Source organism: Streptococcus sp. KHUD_011, from assembly GCF_046352925.1.
In the GTDB taxonomy this organism is placed as follows: Bacteria; Bacillota; Bacilli; order Lactobacillales; family Streptococcaceae; genus Streptococcus.
This window is the reverse complement of sequence record NZ_CP157578.1, coordinates 412,953-427,861: the sequence shown is the minus strand read 5'-3', so window position 1 is coordinate 427,861 and position 14,909 is coordinate 412,953. Positions and strand designations below refer to the sequence as shown.

The window sequence follows — 14,909 nt, the reverse complement described above, 5'->3', positions numbered from 1 at the left end:
CCTACTTCTGCGCCACAAAAAACCAACGTGTACTGGTTTCTGTTGGTTCCTTGTCCTCAAAGTCGGCATAGAGTTTGAAAGACTTGAAACCAGCCTGTTCCAGCAAGATATCATAGGTCAAGACCTCATAGGTCCGCTCCTCATGCACTTCATCGTGGCGACTAAAGGAACCGTCCGCCTCCTTGATAAAAAAGGTCAACTCATGCACGATGGAGTGAGGAGCCGCGTCCTCGTAGGTATCCCAGAGCATAGCGAACTCTTCTGCATTTTCATGGTAAGAATAGCCTGGAAAAACTTCATCTGTCTGGTAGGTCGAATGCACATCAAAGATGAAGATGCCATCTTCGTTGAGAGCATTATAGACTTCCTTAAAGACGTCCCCTACTTCCACCTCATCCTGCATATAGCAGATAGAGTCCGAATAACACGTGACAAAATCGTATTGACCTGCCTTGGACAAATCCAGCATATTTCCTTCAATAAAATCAATCTTTTGTTTGGCTGAAGTAGCTCTCTTCTCAGCAATCTTCAACATATCCCCACTCAAGTCAAGTCCAGTCACATCAAAACCAGCCTGAGAGAAGCGCACCGATTGAATTCCTGTCCCACAAGCCAATTCCAAGAGTTTCTTTCTCTCCTTGGTCTTAGGCAAGTGACGCAGAGAAAAATCCGTCCATTTGTCGTATAAACTATCGTCCATGACCGCATCATAGACCGCCGCAAAGGTTTCATAAGTTGCCATAATCATGATACCAAGAGCGTTAAAAGCAAGGAGAAAATAGAAAACTTTCTGCCGTATCGTCAGATACAAAGGAAGTTTATCTTTTTCTCACAGCTTTTAGCTCGTGTTCAATTTCGAAAGGAGCCAAACACGACGCTCTCTACCTTTCTATCAATTTTTCTAAAATAAGCAAATAAAACCCAGTTGACTACAACTGAGTTCATCTTCTACGCCAGAGTTTCAGATAAATCTACTGAATTCGCCTCATGCCATAGTTTTTCTAGGTTATAGTGGGCACGCATTTCTTCTGAAAAGATATGCACAACGACAGCACCAAGATCCAGCAAGACCCAACCTCCAGCTGCGTCGCCTTCGACATGACTGCCTTTAAATCCTGCTTCCGCTACTTTTTCACGGATATTATCAGCGATAGCATCCAACTGACGGCTATTCATTGAACTAGTAATAACAAAGTAATCCGTCACGCTAGTCAAATCTTGTACGTCAAGTGCGAGGATATCCTCCGCACGTTTCTCATCAGCCGCTTTCACGACTAGTTCTAGTAATTCTTTTTCGTTCATTTAGTCCTCTTTTAAAAAATATTTTTATAATCTAGGACATCTGCAAAGCGATTCTCCCAAATGTCCTCATAAAATTCATTTATCGTTTCTGCTGGAATGTCATCCCCATCAAAGGTTGTGACAGCACCTTCTGGAATAATCAGCTTATAGCCATATTCAAAGGCAACCTTGACAGAGGTATCCACACAATATTCTGTCTGCATGCCACATAAAACTAATTTTTCAATCCCCTGTTTATCCAAGTATTCTTTTAAGCCAGTTTCTTTGAAAATACTATTATACTTCTTCTGAAAGACCTTTTCATCAGGTTTTCGATTTAAAAGCGCAGATAACTGCCAATCTTCTGATGTTTGAGCTTCAGGATTCTCAATATGTTGAACATAGATAATTTCGATATTCTTACTTCTAGCATGGTTTTGTAAATAAGAAATTTTTTCCAATAGACTATTTGTCTGAAAACCGGTTTCCACTAAAATATTCTGAACATCAATGATTATAAAAGCCGTCTTCATTTAGTCCTCTTTCAAATAGTGCACAAAGGCGTTATAGGTTTCAAGGGTTTGGGGATAGATGGGAAATAACTGATGAGCTAGATGCTCCACGGTACGAGCTGTTTCGTAGGCCACAGCCTTATTAAGCGATAGACTTGCAATCTCACGCGCCACATCTACTCCAGGAAAGGATCGATTATGCTCGATATAGTCTGCTACATAGATAACCTTATCTAGGTCTGTCATCTGACCAGCCCCAACTGTATGGATTTCAATAGCTCGCAGGATTTCAGAGTCTTGCAAATTCAAATCTTCTTGAATCTTGTAGATGCCAACCATACCATGCCAGACATTATTGCCCCAGTTTTTAAGGTCAGGGTCTAATTGGTAACGGTCAATCAAATCCAGAAATTCCTGATCTGACAGCTTTTTAGCGTAGTCATGAAGAAGGCCTGCTAGTCCTGCTTTTTCACTATCCACACCAAAGCGCTGAGCCAGTTCTATGGCTGCACGCTCCACCCCCAAACAATGGGTTAACCGTTTCTCGGGTAGAAGCTCTGCCATTTTTTCCAACAAAGCCTCACGGGAACAGTTGATATAGTCTTGATAAGCCATCAGTAGAGCCCCTCCTTCTCGATGTAGTCTAGCACCGGCTGAGGTAGGAGAAAGTTAGGTTTTCGACCTTGGGCAAGGAAATCCCGCACCATGCTGGACGAAATATCCATGAGAGGCACATCCACCCAGATAACTGGATAGGAAGTCCCTGCCTTGTAGCGTGGACGCTGAACCCCCACAAACTGAACCATGTCGACCAGCTCATCAATTCGGTACCACTTAGGCAGATAGTCCACCATGTCAGCACCGATGATAAAGTAATAATCGGTGTCTGGATTTTGCTCTGTCAAGATTTTCATGGTGTCATAGGTATAAGAAATCCCCTTTCGCTCTAGCTCGATTGTTTCAATGGCTAGGCCTTCAATCCCCTCAATCGCCAACTCAAGCATCTTGAGACGATGGTGCTCAGGGATGGTTTCCTTTTTATCTACATGAGGAGGTTGGTATTCGGGCATGAGCAGAACTTGATCCAGTCCCAACTGTTGTCGTACTTGGTCCGCAACGATCAGATGGGCATTGTGAACAGGGTTAAAATTCCCCCCTAAAATCCCAACTTGTTTGCGTTTTCTCTCCTTGATTTCTGGCTCCAACTCTACCTTGGTAAAGGGAGTCAATAGTTCGATTGCCATAGGCTAGTCTCCTTTATTTCTCTGTAAAAACAGTTGTTTGGAGTAGTTTTTTTAGATTTCTTTGACTTTTTTAGAAATCTTGCGATTTTCTTTTTTGCTGGATTGTTTAAACAAAATCAAAATACGGCCAATTTTTTGGACTGTATCCACACCGATTTCTTCTTCCAAGATTTCAGCTACTTCGTGGATATTTTCATCGGTATTTTGCAAAAGAGTAACCTTGATCAATTCGCGTGCGTCAAGAGCCTGACGAACGCTGGTTTTGATTTGGTCGTTGAGTCCATTTTTCCCGATTTGGATGATGGGTTTGAGGGTGTGTGCCTGGCTGTTGAGGAAGGCACGTTGTTTTGATGTTAATGACATAATTTCTTTAAAAGAGTTTCTTTTTATACTTTTCGCTGTGGGGCTCGCCTTGCTCGCCCGAATTCAGACAACCCTTTCCTTTCTGTGTTTAAATAATTGCTTTTCGTGTGACGACGGCGACGCCTTCTGGTGCCCAGACGGCGACTTTGGCTGTTCCTGTTACGCGGATCCAGCCTAGTCCTGAGATGACTAGGTCTGTCTTGTCCTTGATGTTAAATACATGTTGGACTAGTTTTGGAAAATCTTCTTTTTCCTTGCTATTTGGTGGTGTGAGGAGGGTTCCGAGGTGCTTGTCGTAGAAAGCACTAGCTCCTTCTAGCTTGGTTCGGTGGAGTTTGAGTTCATTATCAAAGAAAGCTGTAAATCCTTGCTTCTCACCTGCAATGAAGTCAAAGCGTCCGAGAGCACCTAGAAACAGGGTTTGTTCAGGATTGAGCTGATAGGTTTTAGGCTTGATTTCCTTTTTAGGGCTGACATACTTAAGGTTTTTAGCAGTCAAATAATGGGCCATCTGATGACGGTGGATAATCCCCGGCGTATCGTAGATATAAGAACCGTCGTCAAGCGGAATCTCGATTTTGTCCAAGGTTGTCCCTGGGAAGCGCGAAGTCGTGATGACATTCTGATCACCCGTGATTTCTTGGATAATGGCATTGATAAGAGTTGATTTTCCAACGTTGGTCACACCGACCACATAGACATCACGGCCCTTTCGGTAGTGCTCGATTTTGTCAATGACTTCCTTAATAGCATGTTTATTTTGTGCCGAAGTTAGGACGACATCAACTGGACGAAGACCTTCTTCGTGGGCACGCTCCATTAGCCACTGGCTAATCTTGCCCGGTTTAACAGACTTGGGCAAGATATCTTTTTTATTTCCCACCAAGAGGACATCATTGCCCGATACAAAACGTGGTAAGCCTGGGATGACCGAGCCATTAAAGTCAAAGATATCAATGACATTGACCACCAAGGCATCACTGTCTCCCACCTCGTGCAAGAGCTTGAGGAAATCATCATCCGTCAACTGGACATCCGTGATTTCATTGTAGTGGCGGAGACGGAAACAGCGTTGGCAATAGACTTCGCCTGTCTCCAAACCTTTTTCAAGTGCCGACTGGGGGGTAAATCCAAGACCAGCCTTATCTGTCGTCTGAATGGTTGCTCCACAACCAATACAGAGAATTTCTTCCATAGTTAAATTCCTTTTTTATATGTAATCGGTCCGTACTTTTCAGTGATTTTTCGCATGACACGACGCTCACGAGCTCGGTTAATCTGCGTTTTGATCGAGTCATGTTGGACCAAGGGTTTGACTAAAATCGAGCGAATGCCAGCACGGTGGGCTGCTCGAATATCTGTCATGAGCTGGTCACCAACCATGACCACTTCACTTTTCTCATAGTGAAATTCCTTCATGGCACGATCAATCCCAAATGTGAAGGGCTTCAGAGCCCAATAAACGTAGTCAATCCCAAACTTCTCAACTGCTCGTTGGACGCGTTTTTTTGTGTTATTTGAGACTACGATAATGCGAATGCCTGCGTCCCGAAGATCATGCAGCCATTGCTTCATCTCTGGCGTCCCATCAGGGTTGTTCCAAGCAATGAGGGTATTGTCCAAATCGACCAAAACAGCCTTGATTCCCTGCGCCTGCAGGCTTGGGACTGTCAGATCATAGACTGCTTCCACAGCAAAATCTGGCATGTAATTTTCAATCGCCATTCTGGCTCCTTTTCTTAACTTTTTTTCGCAATTTTCCTTAATAACAATGACAAAACAATCCACAACCCAGCACTGGCTAAACTAATGTAGAGCCAAGCATGGGGCTCATCTGTTAATGGCAAGGGAACATTCATTCCGAAAAAGCCTGTCACGACTGCCAAAACCGCTAGCAAGACTGAAATGATGGTCAAGGTTGTCAAATTATCATTCAGATTATTGTTTAGGATATTGTTGTAAGATGCTGATAGTTGTTGGAGGACTTGAGAAATCAAGTCTGTCATGGATACCAGCTGATGAGCCTCAATCATGGCATCATCAAACTGTTCTCTCTCAATTTCGTTAAAACTGCGATAGAGGGCATGCCCTTGAATATGCTCCAGCAACATGCGATTTTGCTTTGCAGCCGCAGTGAGGTAAACCATACCAGTCTCCAAGTCGGACAGAGCAAAAAGATTTTTCTTAGTCGTCCGCTGACGCAAGAGACCATTGACCTCGTCCTTACTCTTGTCCATCTGCTCGATGACAGGATAGTAAGCATTGCTAATGATTTCCAGACTGGCAAAGAGAAACTTGTAAATCGAAAGCGTGTCATGACTCTCCAGATAACGGGTCATCTGTTCAATGACATAGGCGTTCTTGGTATTACTAATGGTAATCAGGCGACGATGTTCCACGATAAAGGTCATGGGAAAGGCTTCGTAGTATGCCTTATCCTTTTTCAAGTTCAAGACATTGTAGATAAAGGTCACAGTCCCATTTTCACGGTGATAATCCATGTGGGCACGCTCATTTCTATCCAGCGCATATTCGATGGTTTCCTTGTCCAAACCGTAGATTTCAGAAAGGTCCTCTAGTTTTTTCAACTTGTCCAAATCTAGGTTAATCCAGGTACAGCCATTGCCCAACTGTTTTTCTAAAAACATCTTCTCTCCTTTACCAAACTCTTTCTATTGTACCATAAATCTGCTAAAATTTCAGGCCTGGTCTGTCCGAGAGAAATTGCTGACAACGGTGATATTCCGATTGGGAACGAAGTGCAGAACCTGGTCTTCTCCTCTGAGTTGCGTCGTCCGAATGCCGACACTGACAACCTTGCCCGATACAGTAATAGGACCATTTGTCAGAACAACCTCATCTCCCACATCCAATTGACGTTCAAAGAGGATGAAAAAGCCATTGATAACATCAGACAGAAAACCTTGAGCTCCCATCCCAATAGCTACCCCAGCAATCCCAGCACCTGCCAGCAAACTAGAAACTGGCAAACCCAAAATAGACAAGATACAGTAAAGTAAAAAGAAATAGAGGGTATAATTAAACACATTCTCTAATAAACGTGAGATGGTTTTCTGACGCCCGACATCATGATGAGACATTTTTAGAGAAGGTTTGACAATTCTCTGAACCATTGTATGAAGCAGTTTTTTAGCTATGTAGAATAGCAAAAATAAAAATAACAGAGAAAGTACCTTGGTTAAGATATTTTCAATAATCGTTGTTATATCAAGCTTATTGAGGTAGGTTTGAATAAATTCTTTCATAGAAAACTCCTTTCATTTATTATACCATACTTTCACAAGTGATGAATCTCCATAAATATTCAAAAATAATAGCAAAAATAGACAGAAAATTCTTGATTTTAGTTCATATTTATACTATAATCATAAACATTACACAACTAAGGAGGTTGTTATGAAAAAAATCATTCATGCTTGGAATAAGGCAAGCCTAATCAAAAGGATTTTGATTGGTATGCTTGTTGGAGGAATCCTAGGACTGACACTTCCTAACATTTCAGGAATTGGTCTACTCGGAGATCTCTTTGTTGGCGGTCTAAAAGCCATCGCACCTATTCTAGTCTTTGCCCTCGTTGCTAACGCCCTTTCCCAACATCAAAAGGGACAAGATAGCAACATGAAAACGGTTATCTTCCTTTACTTGGTAGGAACCTTTGCAGCGGCACTTGTTGCTGTCTTAGCAAGTTTCATCGTCCCTGTTGAGATTACCTTGAATAGTGCCAATACAGAAATCGCACCACCAGATGGAATTGGCCAGGTCCTCAGCAATCTCTTGCTCAAACTGGTTGACAATCCAATCAATGCCCTCGTTACTGCTAACTACATCGGTATCTTATCTTGGGCAGTTGTTTTCGGTATTGCTATGAGAGAGGCCAGCAAAAATAGTAAAGAATTGCTGAAAACCATGGCTGATGTGACTTCTAAGATTGTCGAATGGATCATCAACCTAGCTCCATTTGGAATCCTTGGCCTTGTCTTCAAAACCATCTCTGATAAGGGAATCGGCAGTCTCGCAAACTACGGTATTTTACTAGGATTATTGGTTACAACCATGTTCTTTGTAGCTCTGGTTGTTAATCCACTAATTGCCTTCCTCTTTATGAAGAGAAATCCTTACCCTCTCGTTTGGAAATGTTTGCGTGTCAGCGGTGTGACAGCCTTCTTCACTCGTAGTTCTGCGGCTAACATCCCTGTCAACATGAAACTTTGCCATGACCTTGGACTCAACCCAGATACCTATTCCGTTTCTATCCCACTGGGTTCTACTATCAACATGGCAGGGGCAGCAATTACTATTAACGTTTTGACCCTTGCTGCAGTAAATACTTTGGGAATCCCTGTTGACTTTGCGACAGCCTTTGTTCTTAGTGTAGTAGCAGCTATCTCTGCCTGTGGTGCTTCTGGTATTGCGGGCGGTTCCCTCCTTCTTATCCCAGTTGCTTGTAGCCTTTTTGGGATTTCTAACGATATTGCCATGCAAGTTGTTGGGGTTGGATTTGTGATTGGAGTTATCCAAGACTCATGTGAAACAGCCCTCAACTCTTCTACAGACGTCCTCTTTACCGCCGTTGCCGAATACGCAGCAGCCCGTAAAAAATAACTCATAAAGGCAAGCCTGCTCAGGTCTTGTCTTTTCCGCTTTTATACTAACCTACTAGGAAATCCATATGTCTATTAGCCAACGTACGACAAAACTCATCTTAGCTACCTGTCTTGCCTACCTTCTTGCTTATTTTCTCAATCTCTCCTCAGCTGTCTCGGCTGGGATCATCGCCCTCTTGAGCCTATCCGATACTCGTAGAAGTACCTTAAAACTGGCCCGCAATCGACTCTTTTCCATGCTCCTAGCTCTAGCTATCGGTGTTCTGGCTTTTCATTTGAGCGGATTTCATATCTGGAGCCTTGGCCTCTATCTAGCCCTTTATGTGCCTCTAGCCTACAAAATGGGCTGGGAAATTGGTATCACACCAAGTAGCGTTTTAGTTAGCCATCTCTTGGTGCAAAAATCAACCTCTCCAGACCTTCTAGTCAATGAATTCCTTCTCTTCGCTATCGGTACAGGATTTGCCTTGCTTGTCAATCTCTACATGCCTTCACGAGAAGCCAAAATTCATCACTACCACACATTGGTAGAAGAAAAGTTAAAAGATATCCTCCAGCGCTTCAAATATTATTTATCCAAGGGAGACGGACGCAACCGAGCACAGCTGGTAGAGGAATTAGACACCCTTTTGGAAGAAGCCCTCAGACTGGTCTATCTAGATCACTCTGACCACCTCTTTCACCAGACCGACTATCATATCCACTATTTTGAGATGAGACAGCGACAAAGTCGTATCCTGCGAAATATGGCCCAACAAATCAACACCTGTCACCTAGCTGCCAGTGAAAGCCTGATTTTGGCCCAACTCTTTTCAAAAATTGCTGGGCAACTGAGCCAGACCAATCCTGCTTCTGATTTACTAGATGAAATCGAACGCTATCTGGAAGTCTTCCGTAACCGCAGTCTGCCCAAGACAAGAGAAGAATTTGAAACCCGTGCCACCCTCCTTCAACTCCTACGTGAAGCCAAAACCTTTATCCAAGTAAAAGTTGACTTTTATCAAAAATATGGACAGTAAAAAAGAAAACTTCAGACCAATCACAAAAGGTGAATATCTGAAGTTTTCTTTTATTTGTAAGTTATCACCATAAAGGTTAATAGTAAAACGAATAAGGTCTAATATTCAACATCTTTTTGATAGAGGGCTAAGGTAAAACCCCACATACTTTGCTGTCTTATTATCCACGACACTAATTTTTACAAATCAATTTCATTTACCACACATAGTTAGTAAGACAGTTAGCTAGACCTCTCACTACCAGTTACAACGGAAAAGCCCACGAATCGATATTATTCGTGAATTTTTCCTAGTGAAGCGTTTAGGTAAGCCGCCATAGCGGTTACCGTCAAATGACAGCAACTTTATGTTGCTAGTTATTTGTAACGATTTACATCTTCTCCTCTAACTCTACATCTGGATACTTGTCCGCAAACCAGCGGAGGGCAAAGTCATTTTCAAAGAGGAAGACTGGTTGGTCAAAACGGTCTTTGGCCAAGATATTGCGACTTGATGACATGCGTTCATCCAAGTCCTCAGGTTTGATCCAGCGAACGGTCTTTTTACCCATTGGGCTCATGACTACTTCCGCATTGTACTCGCCTTCCATACGATGCTTGAAGACTTCAAACTGGAGTTGGCCGACAGCACCCAGCATATACTCGCCTGTTTGGTAATTCTTATAAAGCTGAATGGCTCCTTCTTGCACCAATTGCTCGATTCCCTTGTGGAAGGATTTTTGCTTCATGACATTCTTGGCAGAAACTTTCATGAAAATCTCAGGTGTAAAGGTTGGCAGTGGTTCAAATTCAAATTTGTTTTTTCCAACCGTCAAGGTATCCCCAACCTGATAAGTACCTGTATCGTAAACCCCGATGATATCTCCTGCCACGGCATTAGTCACATTCTCACGACTTTCCGCCATAAACTGGGTAACATTAGACAGTTTAGCACCCTTACCAGTACGAGGCAAGTTGACACTCATACCACGTTCAAATTCACCCGATACGATACGTACAAAGGCAATACGGTCACGGTGTCGAGGGTCCATGTTGGCTTGGATTTTAAAGACAAATCCTGAGAAGTCCTTGTCGTAAGGATCCACAATTTCTCCATCTGTTTTCTTGTGCCCATGTGGTTCTGGAGCAAACTTAAGGAAGGTCTCAAGGAAGGTCTGCACACCAAAGTTTGTCAAAGCTGAACCGAAGAAGACTGGTGTCAATTCTCCATCCAGAATAGCTTCCTCTGAAAACTCATTACCAGCTTCATTTAAAAGTTCAATATCATCCTTGACTTGCTCGTAGAAAGGATTGCTACCAAAGAGTTTGTCCCCATCTTCTAGACTAGCAAAACGCTCATCCCCTTTATAGAGCTCCAAGCGTTGGTTATAGAGATCATACAAGCCTTCAAAGGCTTTCCCCATCCCAATTGGCCAGTTCATCGGGTAGCTAGCAATGCCCAATACTTCTTCCAATTCTTGCAAGAGGTCCAGTGGCTCACGTCCGTCACGGTCTAGCTTGTTCATAAAGGTAAAGACTGGAATACCACGGTGTTTCACAACCTCAAACAATTTCTTAGTTTGGGCCTCGATACCCTTGGCAGAGTCCACCACCATGACCGCAGCATCCACCGCCATCAAGGTACGATAGGTATCTTCTGAGAAGTCCTCATGCCCTGGCGTGTCGAGGATATTCACGCGCTTACCATCGTAGTCAAACTGCATCACAGATGAGGTCACCGAAATCCCACGTTGCTTCTCGATATCCATCCAGTCAGACTTGGCAAAAGTCCCTGTTTTCTTTCCTTTAACCGTACCAGCTTCACGAATCTCGCCCCCAAAGTAGAGCAACTGCTCCGTGATGGTTGTTTTCCCCGCGTCCGGGTGGGAGATGATGGCAAAGGTACGACGTTTCTTAATTTCTTCTTGAATATTCATAAGTTCTCTTTCTTTGATTCTCTATTTTTCTTGTTTCAATAGCTAAGAATGATTTCTACATTGGATTTTACCATTCCTTTCAACACTCCATTATATCGGATTTTAGCATTTTTTTCAATTTCTATTTTATATCAGACACTGCTAAAGTAGAACAATTCCCCTTGCAATTTTTCAAATAAATGTTACAATAAATATAGAAAAAGGTGTTGCGACAACAACACCCCACAGAGCCGTTTAAGACGGTGGCTGTAATTACATAACTAAAAAATAGCTCGTTAACTCGCCAAAGTTAGGACGGCTATTTTTTTGTCTCTTTTACCAATTCAAGGATGAACCTTAGGAGCGTGATAACAAAGTTACCAGCTACAAACATGAGTGTCAAAGCCTCAAAAGGGGACAAATCTGGTTACTCCTTTCTACTAAGATTTTACAGGTTCTGCACATAAGCATCACCATCCTTTCGATTTTGTAACCACCGTCTTCACTTCTCTGTTAAACTATTGTACCATATATTTTCCCCTTTGAAATCCGCTTTTCAAATAAATCATCATCAGAATCCGTTCTCCATCCTATACCTGTCTTTTTTCATCTTTCCTTCCCTTATTTATAGGAAAATATGGTAAAATAGAACAGACTAAAAATCATCATTTCACGAAAGGATGCAAGATGAAAATTACGCAAGAAGAGGTAACACACGTTGCCAATCTTTCAAAATTAAGATTCTCTGAAGAAGAAACTGCTGCCTTTGCGACTACCTTGTCTAAGATTGTTGACATGGTTGAATTGCTGGGCGAAGTTGACACAACTGGTGTCGCACCTACTACAACCATGGCTGACCGCAAGACTGTACTCCGCCCTGATGTGGCCGAAGAAGGAACAGACCGTGATCGCTTGTTTAAAAACGTACCTGAAAAAGAAAACTATTATATCAAGGTACCAGCTATCCTAGACGATGGAGGAGATGCCTAATGACTTTTAACAATAAAACCATTGAAGACTTGCACAATCTCCTTGTCTCTAAGGAAATTTCTGCAACTGAATTGACCCAAGCAACGCTTGAAGATATCAAGTCTCGAGAGACAGCTATCAACGCTTTTGTCACCATCGCTGAGGAGCAAGCCCTTGCTCAAGCCAAAGCCATTGATGAAGCTGGAATTGACGCTGATAATGTCCTTTCAGGAATTCCACTAGCTGTCAAGGATAATATCTCTACTGACGGTATTCTCACAACTGCAGCCTCAAAAATGCTCTACAACTATGAGCCAATTTTTGATGCAACAGCCGTTTCCAATGCAAAATCTAAAGGCATGATTGTCGTAGGGAAAACTAACATGGACGAGTTTGCCATGGGTGGTTCAGGTGAGACTTCGCACTATGGTGCCACTAAAAATGCTTGGGACCACAGCAAGGTTCCTGGTGGCTCATCAAGTGGTTCTGCCGCAGCTGTAGCCTCAGGACAAGTCCGCTTGTCACTTGGTTCTGATACTGGTGGTTCTATCCGACAACCAGCTGCCTTCAACGGGATTGTTGGTTTCAAACCAACCTACGGAACGGTTTCTCGTTTCGGTCTCATTGCCTTTGGTAGCTCACTAGACCAAATCGGACCTTTTGCTCCTACTGTTAAGGAAAATGCTCTCTTGCTCAACGCTATTGCTAGCGAAGATGCCAAAGACTCTACTTCTGCTCCTGTCCGCATTGCTGACTTTACTTCAAAAATCGGTCAAGACATCAAGGGTATGAAAATTGCTTTGCCTAAGGAATACCTTGGCGAAGGAATTGATCCAGAGGTTAAAGAAACCATCCTGAATGCGGCTAAACACTTTGAAAAACTGGGCGCTATCGTTGAAGAAGTCAGCCTTCCGCACTCTAAATACGGTGTTGCCGTTTACTACATCATCGCTTCATCTGAAGCTTCATCAAACTTGCAACGCTTTGACGGTATCCGTTACGGCTACCGCGCAGAAGATGCAACCAACCTGGATGAAATCTATGTAAACAGCCGTAGCCAAGGTTTCGGTGAAGAAGTGAAACGCCGTATCATGCTAGGTACTTTCAGCCTTTCATCAGGTTACTACGATGCCTACTACAAGAAGGCTGGACAAGTTCGTACCCTCATCATCCAAGATTTCGAAAAAGTCTTTGCGGATTACGACTTGATTTTGGGCCCAACTGCTCCTAGTGTTGCCTATGACTTGGACTCACTCAACCACGACCCAGTTGCCATGTACTTGGCTGACCTCTTGACCATTCCTGTCAACTTGGCTGGTCTCCCAGGAATTTCGATTCCTGCTGGTTTCTCTCAAGGTCTACCTGTTGGTCTACAATTGATTGGTCCTAAGTATTCTGAGGAAACCATTTACCAAGCTGCTGCTGCTTTTGAAGCAACAACAGACTACCACAAACAACAACCCGTGATTTTTGGAGGTGACAACTAATGAACTTTGAAACAGTCATTGGACTTGAAGTCCACGTAGAGCTCAACACCAATTCAAAAATCTTCTCACCTACTTCTGCCCACTTTGGAAATGACCAAAACGCTAACACTAACGTGATTGACTGGTCTTTCCCAGGAGTTCTGCCAGTTCTCAATAAAGGTGTTGTTGATGCTGGTATTAAGGCAGCTCTTGCCCTCAACATGGACATCCACAAAAAGATGCACTTTGACCGAAAGAACTACTTCTATCCTGATAATCCCAAAGCCTACCAAATTTCTCAATTTGATGAGCCAATCGGCTACAACGGCTGGATTGAAGTCGAGCTAGAAGACGGTACGACCAAGAAAATCGGTATCGAACGCGCTCACTTGGAAGAAGATGCAGGTAAAAACACCCACGGTACAGATGGCTACTCTTATGTTGACCTCAACCGCCAAGGGGTGCCTTTGATTGAGATTGTATCTGAAGCAGATATGCGTTCACCTGAAGAAGCCTATGCTTATCTAACAGCCCTCAAGGAAGTCATCCAGTACGCTGGTATTTCTGACGTTAAGATGGAAGAAGGTTCTATGCGTGTGGATGCCAATATCTCTCTTCGCCCTTATGGTCAAGAAAAATTCGGTACAAAGACTGAGTTGAAAAACCTCAACTCCTTCTCAAACGTTCGCAAAGGTCTTGAATACGAAGTTCAACGTCAAGCTGAAATCCTTCGCTCAGGTGGTCAAATCCGCCAAGAAACACGTCGTTACGATGAGGCTAACAAAGCAACCATCCTCATGCGTGTCAAGGAAGGTGCTGCAGACTACCGCTACTTCCCAGAACCAGACCTACCTCTCTTTGAAATCTCAGACGAGTGGATTGAGGAAATGCGTACAGAGTTGCCAGAGTTTCCAAAAGAACGCCGTGCACGCTATGTGGCCGACCTTGGCTTGTCAGACTATGATGCTAGTCAATTGACTGCAAATAAAGTCACTTCTGATTTCTTTGAAAAAGCTGTTGCCCTCGGTGGCGATGCTAAACAAGTCTCTAACTGGCTCCAAGGTGAAGTCGCTCAGTTCTTGAACGCAGAAGGTAAGACACTGGAACAAATCGAATTGACACCAGAAAACTTGGTTGAAATGATTGCCATCATCGAAGACGGTACTATTTCATCTAAGATTGCCAAGAAAGTCTTTGTCCATCTGGCTAAAAATGGCGGTGGCGCGCGTGAATACGTGGAGAAAGCAGGTATGGTTCAAATCTCAGATCCAGCTGTTTTGATTCCAATTATCCACCAAGTCTTTGCCGATAACGAAGCAGCAGTTGCCGACTTCAAGTCAGGCAAACGTAACGCAGACAAGGCCTTCACAGGTTTCCTTATGAAAGCAACCAAAGGCCAAGCCAACCCACAAGTCGCTCTTAAACTCCTTGCCCAGGAATTGGCGAAGTTAAAAGAAGATTAATATATAAAAAACCAGCCCTGAGGTTGGTTTTTTCTTGACAAATAAAAGGAAAGCGTTTACAATATTACATGTA

17 protein-coding genes are annotated in these 14,909 nt (G+C 43.1%); 5 read left to right on the top strand and 12 right to left on the bottom strand.

Going from position 1 to position 14,909, the window contains the following annotated elements:
• Window position 1: 1 nt before the first annotated feature.
• The 10 genes from ABKJ27_RS02105 to ABKJ27_RS02060 all read right to left on the bottom strand — a co-directional run bounded on the left by ABKJ27_RS02105 (window position 2) and on the right by ABKJ27_RS02060 (window position 6,666).
• A complete protein-coding gene (locus tag ABKJ27_RS02105) occupies window positions 2-742 on the bottom strand; it encodes a class I SAM-dependent DNA methyltransferase (RefSeq protein ID WP_314725762.1) in 741 nt (246 codons plus the stop codon).
• A 206-nt stretch (window positions 743-948) separates the two neighbouring features.
• Window positions 949-1,302: a ribosome silencing factor gene (gene rsfS / locus ABKJ27_RS02100; protein ID WP_045604793.1), complete on the bottom strand. Its 354-nt coding sequence runs from the start codon at window positions 1,300-1,302 to the stop codon at window positions 949-951.
• 11 nt (window positions 1,303-1,313) lie between these two features.
• Window positions 1,314-1,814, bottom strand: coding sequence for a cysteine hydrolase family protein (locus tag ABKJ27_RS02095; protein ID WP_078237884.1), 501 nt, complete (start codon window positions 1,812-1,814; stop codon window positions 1,314-1,316).
• Window positions 1,815-2,408: a bis(5'-nucleosyl)-tetraphosphatase (symmetrical) YqeK gene (gene yqeK, locus ABKJ27_RS02090; RefSeq protein ID WP_024057618.1), complete on the bottom strand. Its 594-nt coding sequence runs from the start codon at window positions 2,406-2,408 to the stop codon at window positions 1,815-1,817. It abuts the gene before it with no gap.
• On the bottom strand, window positions 2,408-3,037 hold the full coding sequence (locus ABKJ27_RS02085; protein WP_024057617.1) for a nicotinate-nucleotide adenylyltransferase: 630 nt from the start codon (window positions 3,035-3,037) through the stop codon (window positions 2,408-2,410). The genes yqeK and ABKJ27_RS02085 overlap by 1 nt, the downstream gene beginning before the upstream one ends.
• Window positions 3,038-3,088: 51 nt before the next feature.
• On the bottom strand, window positions 3,089-3,400 hold the full coding sequence (yhbY, locus tag ABKJ27_RS02080; protein ID WP_000060169.1) for a ribosome assembly RNA-binding protein YhbY: 312 nt from the start codon (window positions 3,398-3,400) through the stop codon (window positions 3,089-3,091).
• Window positions 3,401-3,488: 88 nt separating this feature from the next.
• Window positions 3,489-4,595 carry a ribosome biogenesis GTPase YqeH gene (gene yqeH, locus ABKJ27_RS02075; RefSeq protein ID WP_410011935.1) on the bottom strand — a complete coding sequence of 369 codons (1,107 nt, stop codon included), beginning with the start codon at window positions 4,593-4,595 and terminating at the stop codon, window positions 3,489-3,491.
• Between the two features lie 2 nt (window positions 4,596-4,597).
• Complete coding sequence (locus ABKJ27_RS02070) at window positions 4,598-5,125, bottom strand: YqeG family HAD IIIA-type phosphatase (protein ID WP_000963748.1); 528 nt, start codon at window positions 5,123-5,125, stop codon at window positions 4,598-4,600.
• A gap of 14 nt (window positions 5,126-5,139) precedes the next feature.
• On the bottom strand, window positions 5,140-6,048 hold the full coding sequence (locus ABKJ27_RS02065; protein ID WP_033678022.1) for a magnesium transporter CorA family protein: 909 nt from the start codon (window positions 6,046-6,048) through the stop codon (window positions 5,140-5,142).
• A gap of 51 nt (window positions 6,049-6,099) precedes the next feature.
• The gene (locus ABKJ27_RS02060) at window positions 6,100-6,666 is read right to left on the bottom strand and encodes a mechanosensitive ion channel family protein (protein ID WP_261446491.1); all 567 of its coding nucleotides are present in this window, start codon (window positions 6,664-6,666) and stop codon (window positions 6,100-6,102) included.
• Between the two features lie 151 nt (window positions 6,667-6,817).
• Between ABKJ27_RS02060 and sstT the strand changes: the two genes are divergently transcribed.
• On the top strand, window positions 6,818-8,023 hold the full coding sequence (gene sstT / locus ABKJ27_RS02055) for a serine/threonine transporter SstT (protein WP_410011934.1): 1,206 nt from the start codon (window positions 6,818-6,820) through the stop codon (window positions 8,021-8,023).
• Between the two features lie 67 nt (window positions 8,024-8,090).
• Window positions 8,091-9,044, top strand: coding sequence for an aromatic acid exporter family protein (locus tag ABKJ27_RS02050; RefSeq protein WP_261446489.1), 954 nt, complete (start codon window positions 8,091-8,093; stop codon window positions 9,042-9,044).
• A gap of 370 nt (window positions 9,045-9,414) precedes the next feature.
• Here the strand turns inward: ABKJ27_RS02050 and ABKJ27_RS02045 are convergent, their stop codons facing one another.
• Together ABKJ27_RS02045 and ABKJ27_RS02040 are read right to left on the bottom strand one after the other, a co-directional pair.
• Complete coding sequence (locus tag ABKJ27_RS02045; RefSeq protein WP_125851457.1) at window positions 9,415-10,959, bottom strand: peptide chain release factor 3; 1,545 nt, start codon at window positions 10,957-10,959, stop codon at window positions 9,415-9,417.
• Between the two features lie 298 nt (window positions 10,960-11,257).
• Window positions 11,258-11,332, bottom strand: a complete 75-nt coding sequence (locus tag ABKJ27_RS02040) for a hypothetical protein (RefSeq protein WP_229294538.1) — start codon at window positions 11,330-11,332, stop codon at window positions 11,258-11,260.
• Between the two features lie 293 nt (window positions 11,333-11,625).
• On the opposite strand from ABKJ27_RS02040, the gene gatC reads away from it, so the two are divergent.
• Genes gatC through gatB form a run of 3 tightly spaced genes read left to right on the top strand, consistent with a single transcriptional unit; the run spans window position 11,626 to window position 14,836 of the window.
• Window positions 11,626-11,928 (top strand): Asp-tRNA(Asn)/Glu-tRNA(Gln) amidotransferase subunit GatC, encoded by a 303-nt coding sequence (gene gatC / locus ABKJ27_RS02035; RefSeq protein ID WP_000705420.1) that lies wholly within the window; start codon window positions 11,626-11,628, stop codon window positions 11,926-11,928.
• On the top strand, window positions 11,928-13,394 hold the full coding sequence (gene gatA, locus ABKJ27_RS02030) for an Asp-tRNA(Asn)/Glu-tRNA(Gln) amidotransferase subunit GatA (protein WP_410011933.1): 1,467 nt from the start codon (window positions 11,928-11,930) through the stop codon (window positions 13,392-13,394). Before gatC ends, gatA begins: the two co-directional genes overlap by 1 nt.
• Entirely contained in the window at window positions 13,394-14,836 is a 1,443-nt protein-coding gene (gene gatB / locus ABKJ27_RS02025) for an Asp-tRNA(Asn)/Glu-tRNA(Gln) amidotransferase subunit GatB (protein ID WP_061088367.1), read from the top strand. Before gatA ends, gatB begins: the two co-directional genes overlap by 1 nt.
• Window positions 14,837-14,909 lie beyond the last annotated feature (73 nt).

Coding starts and splice junctions, on each gene's coding strand:
- ABKJ27_RS02105 (WP_314725762.1), bottom strand. CDS start 742: ATGGCAACTTATGAAACCTTTGCGGCGGTCTATGATGCGGTCATGGAC.
- rsfS (WP_045604793.1), bottom strand. CDS start 1,302: ATGAACGAAAAAGAATTACTAGAACTAGTCGTGAAAGCGGCTGATGAG.
- ABKJ27_RS02095 (WP_078237884.1), bottom strand. CDS start 1,814: ATGAAGACGGCTTTTATAATCATTGATGTTCAGAATATTTTAGTGGAA.
- yqeK (WP_024057618.1), bottom strand. CDS start 2,408: ATGGCTTATCAAGACTATATCAACTGTTCCCGTGAGGCTTTGTTGGAA.
- ABKJ27_RS02085 (WP_024057617.1), bottom strand. CDS start 3,037: ATGGCAATCGAACTATTGACTCCCTTTACCAAGGTAGAGTTGGAGCCA.
- yhbY (WP_000060169.1), bottom strand. CDS start 3,400: ATGTCATTAACATCAAAACAACGTGCCTTCCTCAACAGCCAGGCACAC.
- yqeH (WP_410011935.1), bottom strand. CDS start 4,595: ATGGAAGAAATTCTCTGTATTGGTTGTGGAGCAACCATTCAGACGACA.
- ABKJ27_RS02070 (WP_000963748.1), bottom strand. CDS start 5,125: ATGGCGATTGAAAATTACATGCCAGATTTTGCTGTGGAAGCAGTCTAT.
- ABKJ27_RS02065 (WP_033678022.1), bottom strand. CDS start 6,048: ATGTTTTTAGAAAAACAGTTGGGCAATGGCTGTACCTGGATTAACCTA.
- ABKJ27_RS02060 (WP_261446491.1), bottom strand. CDS start 6,666: ATGAAAGAATTTATTCAAACCTACCTCAATAAGCTTGATATAACAACG.
- sstT (WP_410011934.1), top strand. CDS start 6,818: ATGAAAAAAATCATTCATGCTTGGAATAAGGCAAGCCTAATCAAAAGG.
- ABKJ27_RS02050 (WP_261446489.1), top strand. CDS start 8,091: ATGTCTATTAGCCAACGTACGACAAAACTCATCTTAGCTACCTGTCTT.
- ABKJ27_RS02045 (WP_125851457.1), bottom strand. CDS start 10,959: ATGAATATTCAAGAAGAAATTAAGAAACGTCGTACCTTTGCCATCATC.
- gatC (WP_000705420.1), top strand. CDS start 11,626: ATGAAAATTACGCAAGAAGAGGTAACACACGTTGCCAATCTTTCAAAA.
- gatA (WP_410011933.1), top strand. CDS start 11,928: ATGACTTTTAACAATAAAACCATTGAAGACTTGCACAATCTCCTTGTC.
- gatB (WP_061088367.1), top strand. CDS start 13,394: ATGAACTTTGAAACAGTCATTGGACTTGAAGTCCACGTAGAGCTCAAC.